The following is a 15,713-nucleotide window of genomic DNA, read 5'->3' as shown; positions in this document are numbered from 1 at the left end:
CATGACAGCCTGCCCTGTGCGGCGCTACCTTCATCAGGACGGCGTGGCGCAGGGCAGGAGGTTCGGTGAAGACGGACAACGAGGGACGAGCGGGTCTCCTCTACGGGATCGGTGCCTACGGAATGTGGGGTCTGGTCCCGCTCTTCTGGCCGCTCCTCAAGCCCGCCGGGGCGGTCGAGATCCTCGCCCACCGGATGGTGTGGTCCCTGGCCTTCGTCGTCGTCGCGCTGCTCGCGGTCCGCCGCTGGGGCTGGATACGCGAGCTGGTGCGCAGCCCGCGCAAGCTCGGTCTGATCACGCTGGCCGCGGCGGTGATCACCGTCAACTGGGGCGTCTACATCTGGGCGGTCAACGCCGGCCAGGTCGTCGAGGCGTCCCTCGGCTACTTCATCAACCCGCTCGTCACGATCGCCCTGGGCGTCCTTCTCCTGAAGGAGCGGCTGCGGCCCGCGCAGTGGGCGGCGGTCGGCGTCGCCGCCACGGCCGTCCTCGTCCTCTCCGTCGGGTACGGGCAGCCGCCATGGATCTCGCTGATCCTGGCCTTCTCCTTCGGCATCTACGGCCTGGTGAAGAAGAAGGTCAACATCGGCGGTCTGGAGTCGCTCGCGGCCGAGACCGCGGTCCAGTTCCTGCCGGCCCTCGCCTACCTGGTGTGGCTCGGCTCCCAGGGTTCGGCCACCTTCGGCACCGAGGGCGCGGGACACGCGGCGCTGCTCGCCGCGACCGGCATCGTGACCGCCGTGCCGCTGATCTGCTTCGGAGCGGCGGCGATCCGCGTACCGCTGTCGACGCTGGGGCTGCTCCAGTACCTGGCGCCGATGTTCCAGTTCGTGCTGGGGATCGCGTACTTCCACGAGGCGATGCCGCCGGAGCGCTGGGCGGGCTTCTCCCTGGTGTGGTTGGCACTGACGATCCTGACCTGGGACGCGCTGCGGACGGCGCGGCGGAGCAGGGCGGCGCTTGCGGCGGCGGAGCGCGCGGCGGCGGGCAACCCGGAGGCCGTCCCGGCGTCCGTCATGACGAACGAAGCCGGGTCCGCCGAAGCCGGGTCCGCCGAGGCCGATGTCTCCTCCACCTCGACCCGGACCCAGGCCGTCTCCTGACGTCCCGACCCCAGTGGCGGGGCTCAGGCCGCCAGGAGGTCGTACTCCCGGATGAGCCAGCACACGGCCGTCAGGCGCAGCGTCGCGAAGTCGTGGCCGACGGGCTCGGTCCAGTCGGCCTCCGACAGCGAGTCCGTGAAGCCGAGGACGTAGTCGGCGAGGTCCTCCCTGCGCACGGTCCGCCGACGGGTGAGGGCGGTCCCGTCCGGGCGGCGCGGGGCGGGGATCAGGGCGTCGCATACGGCCGCCGCGTGCTGGTCGACGGCGGCCACGAGCCCCGGCTCGAAGGCGAGCTCCGAGAGCCGGGGCATGTACGTGGCGGCCACTCCGACCAGCGGACAGTCGGAGGAATTGGTCATTCCTCCACCCTAAGGGCGCCTCCTGTTCACCCTGCGGTGACCTTGGCCGCAGCCTCCGAGACGTCCGGGCGCTCCAGGACCGCCAGGATCTCCGGGGCCTCGTTCACCGCCTTGGCGCCCCGCAGCCCCGTCGCCGAGACCAGCGCCCCGAGCGCCACCATCGCCACCGGCACGATCAGCGCGGACCGGAAGCCGTCGAGTCCGCCGCCGACGATCCCGTACACCGCCGTCACCAGCGAGATGCCGACCGCCGAGCCGAACTGGGTCGCCGTCGTCAGGAGCCCGCTCGCCAGCCCCTGCTCCTCCTCCTCGATCCCGTCCGTCGCGGCGATCGTCAGCGGCCCGTACGCCAATGAGAACGCGAGCCCGGTCAGCAGCAGGGTCGGGAACATCGCCGCGTACGACCAGTCCGGCCCGACCGGCAGGAACAGCGCGTACGAGAGGATCGCGAGCACGAAGCCGCCGAGGATCACGCGTCCGTTGCCGAACCTCGCCACCAGCCTCGGCGTGAGCGTCGGGGCGAGGATCGCGTCGACGCCCATGACCATCAGCGCCAGCGCCGTCTCCAGGGAGGACCAGCCGCGCAGCTCCTGGAGGTAGAGCGTGGCGACGAACTGGAAGCCGAAGAAGGACCCGACGAAGAGCAGCGCCCCGAGGTCGGCCCGGACGGTCGACGCCTTGCGCAGCAGCCCGAGGCGGACGAGCGGGGAGGCGGCGCGCCGCTCCACGGCGACGAACAGGCCGGCGAGGGCCGCTCCGGCGGCGGCCACGAGCGCGGTCAGCGGCCATCCGTCGAGGCCGTGCTCCAGCCGTACGATGCCGTACGCGAGCAGCAGCATCGCCCCGGCCGCGGTCAGCGCGCCGGCGAGGTCGAAGCCGCCCGTCGGCTCCGGCCGCGTCTCCTTGGGGATCAGCCGCAGCGCGGCGAGCAGGATCGCCGCGGCGAGCAGGACGGGCGCGAAGAAGACCCAGCGCCAGCCGAGCTGGGTGAGCAGTCCGCCGATGACCAGGCCGAGGGAGAAGCCTCCGGCGGCCGTGCCGGCGAAGACCAGCAGCGCCTGGTTGCGCTGCGGGCCCTCCTCGTACGACGTCGTGATGATCGACATGGCGGCGGGAGTCATGAACGCTGCGGCGACACCCGTCATGAAGCGGGCCGTGATCAGCATCCACCCCTCGGTCGCGAAGCCGCCGAGGCCGGAGAAGAGCAGGAAGACGGTGAGCCAGCCGAGGAACATCCGGCGACGGCCGAGCAGGTCGGCCGCGCGTCCGCCGAGGAGGGTGAAGCCGGCGTAGCCGAGGACGTACGCGGACATCACCCAGGCCGCACTGGCGGTGGAGAGGTCCAGATCGGATCTGATGCTTGGCACCGCCACGGCGAGCATGGCGACGTCGATGCCTTCGAGGAAGATCGTTCCGCAGAGGACGAGGAGAAGGGCCCAGGCGCGTGCGGGCAGGGATGTGGACACAGCTGTCTCCAAGACGGGGAAGGGGAAGGGTGGTTACCGGCCATTGGGTCGGTTCTCTCTTGTAACCACCTCGATCCTGCGACAGGATCCGATGCCATGGAAGAAGGCACTTTGAAGTCACCGAGTCACTGCGAAGTGACCTACGCCGACGGCGCGTCGGGAGACCAGGACCCCTTCCAGTGGGACACCCGGGAGGACTGCGAGGTCCGGCAGATCCTCGACCGGGTCGCCGACAAGTGGTCCCTGCTGGTCATCGCCCTGCTCGACCGCCGCAAGCTGCGCTTCTCGGAGCTGCGGCGGGAGATCGACGGCATCAGCCAGCGCATGCTGACGGTGACCCTGCGGCAGCTGGAGCGGGACGGCCTGGTCAAGCGGACGGTGCACCCGGTGGTCCCGCCGCGCGTGGACTACGAACTCACGCCGCTGGGCGGCACGTTGCACACGACGATCCGCTCGCTGGTGCTCTGGACGGAGCTCCACCAGAACGAGATCGCGGCGGCACGGCAGGCGTACGACGCGAAGGAGGCGGCCGAGGCGGAAGCGGCCCTGGTCTGACGCGCGGCGACAGGCGAAGGGCCGGGCGAGCGGCTATGACTGGTCCCATGGCACCCATCCACTGGAAGCTCGTCGTCGACGCCGCCGACCCGCACGCCCAGGCCGCCTTCTGGGCCGCCGCGCTCGGCTATGTGGACGAGGACCACACGGCCCTCGTCGAAGGCCTCCTCGCGGCCGGTGCGGCCCCGCCCGAGCTGACGGTCGCGCTCGGGGACGGCCGCCGGGCATGGCGTGACCTGGCCGCCGTCCGGCACCCGGAAGACCCGCACGAGGAGAAGTCGGGGGCCGGTCTCGGCCGCCGGATCCTCTTCCAGCGCGTCCCGGAGGAGAAGACCGCCAAGAACCGCCTCCACATGGACCTCCACCCGGGCCCGGAAACCCGTGACGAGGAGGTCGCCCGCCTGGAGTCCCTGGGTGCGTCGTCCCTGCGCCGGGTGACGGAACACGGGTCCACCTGGGTCGTCATGACCGACCCCGAGGGCAACGAGTTCTGCGTGCAGTGACATCACCCGGAAGGGACCGGAAGGCCGACCGAAGAAGATCCAGTACCCCGCACAACCGTTCGCACCGCCCGGTGGTCCTACCGGGCGGTGCGTACGGGTACGCGTACCGCTCCTGTCGCTTCCGGAGGACTCACGTGGTCGCAGACGGCGACGTCGACCACGTCGCGTGAGGCCTGCCGTGCCGTGCCATCACGGACGCGGCGCTCCGGCGCGCGCGGCGGGAAGGGGAACGCTCGTGCCCGGCGCGCGGTTCCCGAGCGGCGCCCGCACAGCCGTGCGCTCGGACGCCTCGCGCGTCCGCTCCGTCATGCAGCACCCTTCGGAAGGTCACCTCACACGTGAAGCACCGCATTTCCGGCCGCCGGCTCGCCGCCGCGGTCCTCACCCTGTCCACGGTCACGGCCGTGACGGGGACGCTCGTCACCGTCCCGGCCGTCGCGGCCGTCCCCGCGGCGACGGCCGCGGCCGGTGCCGAGGCCGCCGACGCGGCGACGCTGCCGGTCGACGCCGACGTCGTCAGCGTCGGCGACACCGGCTACCTCACGTCCCGCAAGGACGCCGACGGCAAGACCGTCCTGGAGTGGCGGAAGGCAGACGGCTCGGCGGAGCCGGTCGGCGGCGCCACCGTCGGCCACGACAGCGCGTCCGACTTCGTCGTCACGGGCGAAGGCGGCAGCACGATCACCGTCCGGGACATGACGGCCCCCGCCGCCCCGCCCGTCACGGTCGACCTCGCCACCGAGTTCGCCGCCGGGGCCAAGCTGGTCGGCGTGATCGGCAGGGACCTGTTCGTACAGGTCCCCAGGGCGGGGAACTACCACGACCTGTGGCTGTACACCCCGAACGGCGAGCAGACCAGGAAGGTCCAGCTCTCCGGGTACGGCAACCACCTGAGCTTCAAGGTCGTCGCGTCCGCCGGGAACAAGGCACTCGTCCTGGTCACCACCCGGTACGAGTCGGGCGTGACGTTCCGCAACCAGGACTCGCTGGCGCTGGTCGACTTCGTCCACGGGACGCCTCTCCAGCACGAGAGGGACACCGGCAAGCTCGTGACGGACGCCTCGGGCGCCCTCACCCACGACTACATCGCCCGGGTCGAGGCCCGTGCCGAGGGCAACAGGATCATCGTCGACAGGGCCGGCAAGCTCCCCAAGGAGATCCGGCTCGACAGCCACAGCCAGAAGGCCGTCATCGTCGGCATCGTCGGTGACGTGCTGCTGTACGGCGTCCCGGGCGAGGCCGCCGGCGATGCGGTGAACCCGCTGTACGCGGTGGACCTGTACAAGTCCGACGCCCAGCCGTACGAGCTTCTGGAGCGCTTCTCCAGCGTCGCCCACGCCCCGGACGGCGCTGTGCACGTGCGTGGCGTCGAGAACGACGTCGACGGCCTGTACCGCCTGTTCGACGGCGTCCAGGGCAGCGTCCCGGTGGTGACCGAGGTCGCGAGCACGGGCCGGAACTTCGCCGTCACCGTCGTCGGCTCGAAGGTCCCCACGACGGTGGACCTCCAGCAGCCCGGCACCCCGGTGCGGTGGGAGTGGACGATCTCGCGCTCCGCCTTCGCCATGGTGACGCTGACGCACGTGGCCACCGGCAGGACGATCACCCTGCCCGGCCCGGAAGACCGCTCCACGAATCCCGTCATGGAGTGGGACGGAACCATCGACGGCACGAGCGCCCCGAACGGCGCCTACACCTGGCAGTTCGTCGCCATCCCGGGCGGAATCGGCAGCGCCGCGCGCGCCTCCGGCACGTTCCAGGTCACCCGGCAGGCCAATCCGCACGACTACAACGACAACGGATCGACCGACCTGCTCGCGCGGGACTCCTCCGGCACGCTGTGGCGGGACGACCTGTTCGATGGGCCGGTGGACGGGCAGTACAAGTCGGCCGGCCGGACGGCCGTCGGAGGCGGCTGGCAGACGTACAAGCACATCGAGGCGGCCGGGAACATCGCCGGCACCCCGAACGGCGATCTCGTCGCCGTCGACAACGCCGGTTCGCTGTACCACTACCTCGGCAAGGGCGACGGGAGCTTCGGCAAGCGCGTCCTCGTGGGCGGCGGCTGGCAGAACTACCGGCAGATCACCGCGGGCTCCGACCTCGACGGCGACGGGCGGGCCGACCTCGTCGCGTCCGACGCCTCGGGCGTCCTCTGGTTCTACAAGGGCACCGGCGACACCGTCCAGCCGTACGCCAAGCGCGTCCGCGTGGGCGGCGGCTGGCAGCAGTACAACCAGCTCACCGCCGTCGGCAACATCGCCGGCTCGGCCGCCGGCGACCTCGTCGCCCGGGGCACCGACGGCGTCCTCTGGCTGTACCAGGGCAACGGCCGCGGCAACTTCACCGCCCGCGTACGCATCGGCGGCGGCTGGAACGCCTTCACCCAGCTCGTCGGCGCCGGAGACATCACCAACGACGGCCGCCCCGACCTCGTCGCCTACGGAGCGGGCGGCACCTACGTCTACCGCTCCACCGGCACGGTCAGCGCGCCCTTCCAGCGGCTGACGACCGGCCTGTACGCGAGCGAGGGCGCCACGTTCAACAGCGTGGCCTGACGCCCCGTTCCCCGGGTACGACGCCGCCCGCCACGGGACCCCCGCCGGGCGGCCGCCCCGGCGGCGGGATCCGGCCGCCGTCCGGCATCCGGACGGCGGCCGGACGGCGGCCGCGTCAGGCGCGCCGTACCTCGAACTGGAAGCAGCCGTACTCGACGGCGCGGACGTGCACGAGAGCGACCTGCGGGTCGGCGAAGGCCTCGGCGAAGGCCTTGTCGAAGCCCGCGGTCGCCTCGGCCGGGATCTCCAGGAGCCGTCCGCCGACGATGCGGCCCTCGCCGTCGTAGCGGCGCAGGGTGCGCAGGGCGCCGGGCCGGTCGAAGGGGTACGACTCCGGGCCCTCGACCGGCCCCGCGCACGGGTCGGCGTGGATGAAGACCGGGCCCTGCTCGTCGTACGCCCCCGGGGCCGCGCCGGTCGCGGCCGCCCAGCGGCGCAGCGGAGCGTACGAGACGAGGGCGACCCGCTCCCCCGGCTCGAACGTACGCAGGCAGCAGCGCAGCGGGCTGCCCCCTTCGGTGGCGGTGTACGGGACGCAGGGCTGTCCGGCGTCGTCACTCACCCGGAGCTCGGCGAGGACGGCGGGCTCGATGGCGCGTGCGGTGTAGGTCGTCATGGCTCCAGCGTCACGCGCGGGCGGCCCACCCGCTGGCGGGATTCGGACGTGGCGTTCCGGACGCCCGCGGCCACTTCTCCTCGCACGCTCGTCCGATGAGCGAACGCTTCTGACCGGTTTCCGCTCTTGACGCTCAGTCAAACTCTCGTTGAACATTCACCACGCACATCACGCACCACCCCGCACCGACACGCACAGCTCCAACGCCCCGCGACTTCACAGCCGTCGGGGCGTCTCGCACGTTCCGTTCCCATCCCCGTTCGGAATCCGGAGCCCCCACATGAACCTCTCCGTTCCCAGACGTGCCGCCGCGCTCGCGGCCGTGACCGCCATGGCCCTCGCCGGGTTCACCGGCGCCACGGCGAACGCCGCGCCCGCAGCACCCGCCGGTGCCGCCGCCGCGCCGGACATACCGCTCGCCAACGTCAAGCAGCACCTCACCGACCTCCAGGCCATCGCCACCGCCAACGGCGGCAACCGCGCGCACGGCCGCCCCGGCTACAAGGCGTCCATCGACTTCGTGAAGGCCAAGCTGGACGCGGCCGGATTCACCACCACCGTCCAGCAGTTCACCTCCAGCGGCGCCACCGGCTACAACCTGATAGCCGACTGGCCCGGCGGTGACCCCAACCAGGTCCTCATGGCCGGCGCGCACCTCGACTCCGTCTCCTCCGGTGCCGGTATCAACGACAACGGCTCCGGTTCCGCCGCCGTCCTGGAGACCGCGCTCGCCGTCTCCCGCGCGAACCTCCAGCCCACGAAGCACCTGCGCTTCGGCTGGTGGGGCGCCGAGGAGCTGGGGCTCGTCGGGTCGAAGTACTACGTCAACCAGCTGCCCAGCACGGAGCGTTCGAAGTTCTCCGGGTATCTGAACTTCGACATGATCGGGTCGCCCAACCCCGGCTACTTCGTCTACGACGACGACCCCACCATCGAGCAGACCTTCAAGAGCTACTTCGCCGGCATCGGCGTGCCCACCGAGATCGAGACCGAGGGCGACGGCCGCTCCGACCACGCCTCGTTCAAGAACGTCGGCATACCGGTCGGCGGTCTGTTCACCGGTGCCAGCCGCGTGAAGAGCAGCGCCCAGGTCCAGAAGTGGGGCGGTACGGCCACGGCCTTCGACCGCTGCTACCACTCCTCGTGCGACACCACCTCGAACATCAACGACACGGCCCTCGACCGCAACAGCGACGCCGTCGCCCACGCGATCTGGACCCTGTCGGCCGGTACGACCACGCCCCCCGGCAAGGTCTTCGAGAACGCGGCCGACGTGTCCATCCCGGACAACGGCGCCGCGGTGACCTCCACGGTCAACGTCACCGGTATCACCGGCAACGCCCCCTCCACCCTCAGCGTGGACGTGAACATCGTCCACACCTACCGCGGTGACCTCGTCGTCGACCTCGTCGCCCCCGACGGCTCGGTCTACAACCTGCACAACCGCTCCGGCGGCAGCGCCGACAACATCGTCCAGACCTACACCGTGAACGCCTCCTCGGAGGTCGCCAACGGCGCCTGGAAGCTCCGCGCCCAGGACCGGGCCTCGGCCGACACCGGCTACATCAACAGCTTCAAGCTCACGTTCCCGTAAGGCGCCGGCCCTACGGCGCAGAAACTCCCGGGTGGGTCGGTGACCATCGCCCCCGACCCGCCCGGGGTCCCATCGCGCCCTACTTGCCGGCGTTCGCCGCGTCCACCAGCGCCTGCTTCGTCACGGCGCCGACGTAGACCTTGCCGTCGTCCGTCATCAGCGCGTTGACGAGCTTCGTCTTGAAGACGGTGCCCGAGCCGAACTTCCCGCTGACCTTGTCCCCGAGCGCGTCCAGGAAGCCCTGGACCTCCTTCGGGGCCTCGCCTGTCTTCGGGGCCGGGGCGCCGGTGTCGATCTTCGCGATCGAGGTCCAGCCCTCGCCGATGACGTTCATGCCCTCGGCGCCCGCGCCGCCGGCGCCGGGAGCCATGCCGCCGAAGAGTCCGTCGAGGCCGCCGAACTCCTTCTCCAGCTCCTTCTCGAGGTCCTCGGGGGACTTGCCGTGTGCCGCCCCGTCCGGGCCCTCGGAGCCCTCCGTCACCTTCGCGCCCTTCGGCGCCTCGAAGTCGAACGTCGAGGCCGCCGGCTTGGCGAAGTCGACCTTCGTGAAGCCCGCGTCGAGGACCGGCTTGCCGCCCTCGACCGACGCCAGCGTGAACTTCAGCGGCGTCCCGGTCTTCGCGTCCACCGCGATCTTGATCGACTCGACCGTCGAACCGCTCTGCCTGGGCTTGATCACGAGCTGGTACGCGTCCCGGCCGGCCACCTTCGCCGTACCGCCCACCGTGACGGACGTGGTGTCGCCCGCCGCCTTCAGGACCTCGTCCGCGAGCTCCTTCGGGGTGCCCGGGACCTCCTTCTCGCCGGCGGGGCGCTCCGAGGCGTCGCCCTTCTCGTGGAACACCTCGTTCGACTTGCTGTCGTACGCCCACACGTCGTCGCCGTTGTGGATCAGGCTGTACTCGTCCGAGCCGTCCACGATCGTCAGCTTCTGCTTCTCCGGGCCGTCCGCCGCCACCCGCAGGGTGTGCGAGCCCGAGACCAGCTGCGTCAGCCGCTCCTGCGGGTCCACGGACGACGATCCGCCGGACGACGATCCGCCCGCGAAGCTGTCGGCCAGGCCCGCCACCGACGGCAGGCCCAGGTCCGTGGTCACCTTGAACGTGCCGGACAGGGTCTGCGTGTCCGACGCCGCGATCTTCTCGATCAGCTGCTGTGCCGTGATCTCCGGCAGGTCGGGGTCGCCGGACGCCGCCAGCGCCGGTACGAGTCCGATGGTCGCGGCGGCCACTCCGGCCACCGCGAACGGGACGACGTAGCGGCTCGCCTTACGGGTCTCTGCCATGGTCTGTCCTACCTCCGTGGTCGATGACTCCATCTGACCAAAGCGGCGGCCCGGAATCGTCAGACTGCGGCATCAACCTGACGTACTGCTGAAGGATGACAACCCGTAGGGGCCGTAGCCCGTCCGGGCTGCCCGCCGGGCCAACACGGCCCGCCGGCCCGCCCGGTGGACAGAGTCGGCCCGCCCGGTGGACGAGGTCGGCCCGCCCGGTGGGGGATCAGCCCGCCCGGTGGACCACCGCGTCGCACAGCTCCTCCAGAGCCGACTTCGCGTATCCGTCGGGCAGCGGCGCCAGCATCGCCCGCGCCTCCTCCGCGTACCGCACGGTGTCCCGCCGGGCCTGCTCCAGGGCCGGGTGGACGCGCAGCCGCCGCAGGACCTCAGCGTGCCGCTCGTCGTCCGTCAGGTCGCCGTCGATGAGCTCCACCAGCTCCACGTCCTCAGGACGGCCGAAAGTCGCCGCCGCGGCCCGCAGGCGGAGCACCGGAAGGGTCGGGATGCCCTCCCTGAGGTCCGTCCCCGGGGTCTTGCCGGACTCGTGGGAGTCGGAGGCGATGTCGAGGACGTCGTCGGCGAGCTGGAAGGCGACGCCGAGCCGCTCGCCGTACTGGGTGAGGATGTCGACGACGGTCTCGTCCGCGCCGGACATCATCGCGCCGAAGCGGCAGGAGACGGCGACGAGCGAGCCGGTCTTGCCGGCGAGGACGTCGAGGTAGTGGTCGACGGGGTCGCGGTCGCCCTGCGGTCCGGCGGTCTCCAGGATCTGGCCGGTGACCAGACGTTCGAACGCCTCGGACTGGATGCGTACGGCCTCGGGCCCGAGGTCCGCCAGCGTGTGCGAGGCGCGGGCGAACAGGAAGTCACCCGTCAGGACGGCGATGGAGTTCCCCCATCGGGTGTTCGCGCTGTCGACACCGCGCCGCACGTCCGCCTCGTCCATGACGTCGTCGTGGTAGAGCGTGGCCAGGTGGGTGAGCTCGACGACGACGGCCGAGGGCACGACGCCCGGCGCGTACGGGTCGCCGAACTGGGCGGCGAGCATCACGAGCAGGGGCCGGAAACGCTTCCCACCTGCCAGGACGAGATGCTGCGCGGCCTCCGTGATGAACGGGATCTCGCTCTTGGTGGCGTCGAGGAGACCTGCCTCCACGGCCGCCAATCCGGTCTGGACATCGGCCTCAAGAGCCTGGTCCCGCACGCTAAGACCGAACGGCCCGACGACGGTCACGAGGGGGTCTCCTGTCTGCTGACGCCTGCTTCTGCTGCCGACGATCACACGGATTGTCGATGTGTCGCTCGATTCACTCAAGTCAGCGTATCCGGTCGCCTTTCGATCACCATGGGCGCCTTCCCGCCACCCCCGGTATGTTCTTGATCAGCTCATACGACCAGGAGTAGGCGATTTGTCCCGAACAGTGATCGATACCGACGCGGGCGGCGAGCAGCCGCCGCCCGAAGACGATCATGCCTTCTTCGGCCGGCCGAAGGGGCTTCCTACCCTCTCGGGCCTGGAGGTCTGGGAGCGCTTCTCGTTCCTCGGCATGCAGGCGATCCTGGTCCTCTACTTCGCCGACAGCGTGGCGAACGAGGGTCTCGGCATGGACGCGGGCACCGCCGCCTCCGTCGCCGCCGCGTACGGCACACTCGTCTATCTGGTGTCCGTCGCGGGCGGCTGGCTCGCCGACCACCGCGGCTACCACTGGGGCTTCTCCGCCGCGGCCGTCGGCATGACCCTCGGCCTGCTCCAGTACGTCCTCGGCCGCCGTCACCTGGCCGGGCGCAAGCACTCGGCCGAGTTCGCGCTCGCTCCCGACGCCATGCGCCGGGCGGTGTGGACGATCATCGGCGGGGTGGTCCTGGCGGGCGCCGTCGGCGCGATGCTGGCCGCCGTCGGCCGGCTGACCATGGACCGCTTCGTCGACCTGCTGACGCTCATCTCGGTGATCGCCCCGGTCGTCTACGCTGCTCGGCCTCGGCGACGTCCTCCTGGAGACCTCCGGGATGTCGGCGACGAGCAAGCTCGCGCCGGAGGCCTTCTCCAGCCAGACCATGTCCCTCTGGTTCCTCTCCCTCGCGCTCGCCAACGGCATCCAGGCACAGACGGTGAAGCTGTACGACGACGTCTCCAAGCCCGCCTACTTCGGCGTCAACGGAGCCGTCGCCGTCGCCGCGGGCCTCGTCGTGATCGCCATGGCGCCCTGGCTGCGCCGCACCATGCACCCCGTCCACTGAGGTTGGTCCGCCATGCGCATCCGTACCGAGTTCCCGTACGAGACGACCCACGAAGACGTCCGGATCCCGCTCCCCGGGGAAGGGACGAGGCTCTACGCCCGGATCTGGCGGCCGGTCACCGACGAGCCCGTCCCCGCCCTCCTGGAGTACCTCCCGTACCGGCTCACCGACTGGACGGCGCCCCGGGACCGGCAGCGCCACCCCTGGTACGCCGGGCACGGCTACGCCTCCGTACGGGTCGACGTGCGCGGCCACGGGAACAGCGAGGGCCTGCCGGGTGACGAGTACGACCCCGTGGAGCTGGCGGACGGCGTGGCGGTGGTGGAGTGGCTCGCCGAGCAGCCCTGGTGCACGGGGAAGGTCGGCATGTTCGGCATCTCCTGGGGCGGTTTCAACGCGCTCCAGATCGCCGCGCTCGCACCCGAGCCGCTGAAGGCGATCGTCACCGTCTGCTCGGCCGACGACCGCTACGACAACGACGTCCACTACATGGGCGGCTCCGTCCTCGCGGTCGACATGCACGCCTGGGCGGCGACGATGCTGGCCTTCGTCTGCCGTCCGCCCGACCCGCTGCACGTGGGCGAGGAGTGGCGGGAGATGTGGCTGCGGCGCCTGGAGGCCGTGGACCCCTTCATCCACACGTGGCTCGCCCACCAGACCCGGGACGCCTACTGGCGGCACGGCAGCGTCTGCGAGGACTACGGTGCGATCGGGGCGGCCGTCCTGGCGGTGGGCGGCTGGCACGACCCGTACCGGGACACCGTGCTGCGTCTGGTGGAACACCTTCCGCAGGACCGGGTCCGCGGGATCATCGGGCCGTGGTCGCACCAGTACCCCGACCGCGGCCTGCCGCCCGGCCCGGCGATCGGCTTCCTCCAGGAGACCCTGCGCTGGTGGGACCACCACCTCAAGGGCGTCGACAACGATGTGATGGCCGAGCCGCTGCTGCGCTCCTGGATCAGCGGGTCCCACCCGCCGGCGACCGTCTACGACGAGCTGCCGGGCCGCTGGGTCGCCGACCCGGCCTGGCCGTCCCCGAACGTCACCCCTGTCACGTACGGCTTCCAGGGCGAACCGGTCGTGGTCGACTCCCCGCAGCAGACCGGCCTCGACGCGGGGCGCTTCTTCCCCTTCGGCAACGACGCCGACCTGCCGCCCGACCAGCGCGAGGAGGATGCCCACTCGGCCTGCTTCGACTTCCCCGTGCCGGATGACGGCGAGCCGATCGAGATCCTGGGCCGGCCGCGGGTGAGCCTGAACCTCCGGGCCGGCGCCCCTACCGGGCAGGTGATCGCCCGCCTCTGCGACATCGCCCCGGACGGCTCCTCGACCCTGGTCACCCGTGGTGTGCTCAACTTCTCCGCCCGCTACGGCCGAGACCGGGCGGTGGAGGCACAGGTCGGCGAGGCGGAGGACTTCGTCTTCGAGCTGAACGGCATCGGCCACACCTTCCCGCCCGGCCACCGGGTCCGCCTCGCCGTCTCGTCCGCGTACTGGCCGTGGATCTGGCCCCAGCCGGACGCGGCGGGCTTCACCCTCGACCCGGTCACCTCGCACCTGACGCTGCCGGTCCGCCGGCCCACGACCGACGCGGTCGAGTGGCAGGAGCCGGAACAGTCCGCACCGCTGGGCGTGAGCGTCCCGGCGACGCTGGAGGAACCCCGTCCGGAGCGTCTGGTGGTACGGGACGTGGCCAAGGGCGAATGGCGCCTCGAGGTGGACCCCCGGTACGGCGGTACGCGGGTCTATCCGGACGGCCTGGAATTCACCGAGGACGCCCTGGAGACGTACACGATCGTCGAGGACGACCCGCTCTCGGCCCGTACCCGCTCGGACTGGTCGATCCGGCTGCACCGGCCGGAAAGCGCGTGGGACGTGACGATCGAATCGCGCTCGGAGATCTCCTGCGACGCGGACGCCTTCCTCACGTCGAACGAGGTGGTGTGCAAGGAGGGCGGAGAGGTCGCCTTCCACCGGACGTGGGAGAAACGCATTCCGCGCACGGCGGGGTGAGCGGGAAAGGAAGCGGGAAAAGGAAAGGGCCCGCATTCCACGGGGGATGCGGGCCCCTCGCTCAGAGCGCGGATCAGGCGTCTGCGCCGGCCTTACGGCGGCGGACGACGAACATCGCGCCGGCACCGAGGGCCACGGCCGCCGCGCCCGCGAGGGCGAACTGCGGCATGACGTCACTCGAACCGGTCTTGGCGAGCTGGCCGGTGGACGTCACGGACGTGGTGGAGGTGCCGCCCTGCTGGGTGGTACCGGTGTTGCCACCGCCCGTGGAGCCGGTGCCGCCCGTGGTGTCCGTGGAGGACGGGTCCTTGGGCTTGGCGGTGACGTCGAACTCGGCGTAGGCGCCCTCCGCGATGAAGCCGCAGGACCCGTCCTTGTTGTCGTAGCCGACATCGACGAGGAACATGGCCTCCGTCTGCGGGGCCTTGGCGTCGACCGTCAGGCGCACCAGGAGGTCGACCTTCTCGCCCGGCTTCATCATGTCGAGCTCGATGGAGCCGAACTCCGGGCTCAGGTCGTCCCACTCGCTGTTCGGCGGGCCCCACTTGAGGTCCGCGTGGTCGAGCAGGCTCTCCTTCTCGGCGAAGAGGTCGGTCGTGGCGTAGACCGCGTCCAGCGTCTCCTTGGAGTCGTTGGTGACCTGCAGCTTGAAGTCGATGCTGCCGCCGGCGGCGACCTTCGACGGGCCGGTCATGGTGACCTTCAGCTGGTCGCTGACGTCCTTGCAGTCGACGTGCGGCGGCTCGGCGTCCGCGAGCTCCTTCTTGGCCGTGTCGAGGGTCTTGAGGGCGGCCTCCTTGGCGAGCCGCAGACGCTCGGCCTCGGCAGAGGCGGCGCCGCGCGCGTCCTCGATGTCCTTCTTGGCCTTGGTCAGCTTCTCACCGGCGGCCACGCGGTCGGCGACGGCCGTCGTGAGGCCGGTCTTGGCGGCCTCGACAGCCTGCTCCGCGGCCGCCTTCTGCTCGGGGGTGGCGTCGACGGGCAGGGCCTTGAGGTCGGCCTCGGCCTTGGACAGCTTCTCGTTGGCGGCGCTCACCGCGGTGTCGGCCGTCGCGACGGCCTTCTCCGCGTCGATGACGGCGAGCTTCAGCTTGCTGTCGGCGGCGTCGATGGCGGCGAGCGCCTTCGCGGCGTCGTTGTACGCGACCAGGGCGTCGTCGTACGCCTTCTGCGCCGCGGTGACCTTCTTCTGCAGCTCCTCGATCGTCGGCGGCTGCTCCTGCGTCTGCGACGGCGCGGACGGCTTGGTGTCGGCGAACGCCGGGGCGGCCGAGAGGAAGACGACGGGAGTCGTCACGGCGGCGGCCACGGCCGTCGCGAGAATACGGCGGATCTTCAAGGTGGACCTTCTGGTCAGGATCGGTCGGAGAAGAGAAAAGAAAAGGTGGGTCGCGCCTGCGGGGAAACTCACGCGGTGCGACTTCGCCAA

At 71.1% G+C, this 15,713-nt stretch carries 12 protein-coding genes and 1 pseudogene; 7 read left to right on the top strand and 6 right to left on the bottom strand.

The annotated features are described in order from the left end of the window. The first annotated feature begins 65 nt into the window (after positions 1–65). Positions 66–1,103 carry an EamA family transporter RarD gene (rarD, locus tag ACFY8U_RS10970; RefSeq protein ID WP_389568574.1) on the top strand — a complete coding sequence of 346 codons (1,038 nt, stop codon included), beginning with the start codon at positions 66–68 and terminating at the stop codon, positions 1,101–1,103. A gap of 23 nt (positions 1,104–1,126) precedes the next feature. On the opposite strand, the gene ACFY8U_RS10965 is transcribed toward rarD, so the two are convergent. Together ACFY8U_RS10965 and ACFY8U_RS10960 are read right to left on the bottom strand one after the other, a co-directional pair. Then, positions 1,127–1,462 carry a DUF6401 family natural product biosynthesis protein gene (locus ACFY8U_RS10965; RefSeq protein WP_389568571.1) on the bottom strand — a complete coding sequence of 112 codons (336 nt, stop codon included), beginning with the start codon at positions 1,460–1,462 and terminating at the stop codon, positions 1,127–1,129. 26 nt (positions 1,463–1,488) lie between these two features. Then, on the bottom strand, positions 1,489–2,916 hold the full coding sequence (locus ACFY8U_RS10960; RefSeq protein WP_389569697.1) for an MFS transporter: 1,428 nt from the start codon (positions 2,914–2,916) through the stop codon (positions 1,489–1,491). A gap of 108 nt (positions 2,917–3,024) precedes the next feature. Between ACFY8U_RS10960 and ACFY8U_RS10955 the strand changes: the two genes are divergently transcribed. The 3 genes from ACFY8U_RS10955 to ACFY8U_RS10945 all read left to right on the top strand — a co-directional run bounded on the left by ACFY8U_RS10955 (position 3,025) and on the right by ACFY8U_RS10945 (position 6,544). Beyond that, a complete protein-coding gene (locus ACFY8U_RS10955) occupies positions 3,025–3,483 on the top strand; it encodes a winged helix-turn-helix transcriptional regulator (protein WP_389568569.1) in 459 nt (152 codons plus the stop codon). A 47-nt stretch (positions 3,484–3,530) separates the two neighbouring features. After that, a complete protein-coding gene (locus ACFY8U_RS10950) occupies positions 3,531–3,986 on the top strand; it encodes a VOC family protein (protein WP_389568566.1) in 456 nt (151 codons plus the stop codon). 338 nt (positions 3,987–4,324) lie between these two features. Then, on the top strand, positions 4,325–6,544 hold the full coding sequence (locus tag ACFY8U_RS10945; RefSeq protein WP_389568564.1) for an FG-GAP repeat domain-containing protein: 2,220 nt from the start codon (positions 4,325–4,327) through the stop codon (positions 6,542–6,544). A gap of 115 nt (positions 6,545–6,659) precedes the next feature. Here ACFY8U_RS10945 and ACFY8U_RS10940 read toward each other — a convergent pair whose 3' ends face one another. Beyond that, a complete protein-coding gene (locus ACFY8U_RS10940; protein WP_389568562.1) occupies positions 6,660–7,160 on the bottom strand; it encodes a DUF1203 domain-containing protein in 501 nt (166 codons plus the stop codon). 280 nt (positions 7,161–7,440) lie between these two features. Here ACFY8U_RS10940 and ACFY8U_RS10935 point away from each other — a divergent pair, with 280 nt between their 5' ends. Continuing rightward, the gene (locus ACFY8U_RS10935) at positions 7,441–8,754 is read left to right on the top strand and encodes a M28 family metallopeptidase (protein ID WP_389568561.1); all 1,314 of its coding nucleotides are present in this window, start codon (positions 7,441–7,443) and stop codon (positions 8,752–8,754) included. A gap of 79 nt (positions 8,755–8,833) precedes the next feature. On the opposite strand, the gene ACFY8U_RS10930 is transcribed toward ACFY8U_RS10935, so the two are convergent. Further along, positions 8,834–10,039 (bottom strand): outer membrane lipoprotein carrier protein LolA, encoded by a 1,206-nt coding sequence (locus tag ACFY8U_RS10930; protein ID WP_389568559.1) that lies wholly within the window; start codon positions 10,037–10,039, stop codon positions 8,834–8,836. A 217-nt stretch (positions 10,040–10,256) separates the two neighbouring features. Further along, complete coding sequence (locus ACFY8U_RS10925; protein WP_361437405.1) at positions 10,257–11,267, bottom strand: polyprenyl synthetase family protein; 1,011 nt, start codon at positions 11,265–11,267, stop codon at positions 10,257–10,259. 187 nt (positions 11,268–11,454) lie between these two features. Between ACFY8U_RS10925 and ACFY8U_RS10920 the strand changes: the two are divergent. Then, positions 11,455–12,271, top strand: a pseudogene (locus ACFY8U_RS10920) (hypothetical protein). A 12-nt stretch (positions 12,272–12,283) separates the two neighbouring features. Then, a complete protein-coding gene (locus tag ACFY8U_RS10915; protein WP_389568556.1) occupies positions 12,284–14,284 on the top strand; it encodes a CocE/NonD family hydrolase in 2,001 nt (666 codons plus the stop codon). 73 nt (positions 14,285–14,357) lie between these two features. On the opposite strand, the gene ACFY8U_RS10910 is transcribed toward ACFY8U_RS10915, so the two are convergent. Continuing rightward, entirely contained in the window at positions 14,358–15,623 is a 1,266-nt protein-coding gene (locus tag ACFY8U_RS10910) for an LPXTG cell wall anchor domain-containing protein (RefSeq protein WP_389568554.1), read from the bottom strand. Positions 15,624–15,713: the final 90 nt, after the last annotated feature.

It is taken from the genome of Streptomyces sp. NPDC012508, assembly GCF_042902595.1.
Classification (GTDB): domain Bacteria; phylum Actinomycetota; class Actinomycetes; order Streptomycetales; family Streptomycetaceae; genus Streptomyces.
Note: the sequence above shows the minus strand (reverse complement) of the source record. Positions and strands in the feature narration are given on the sequence as shown.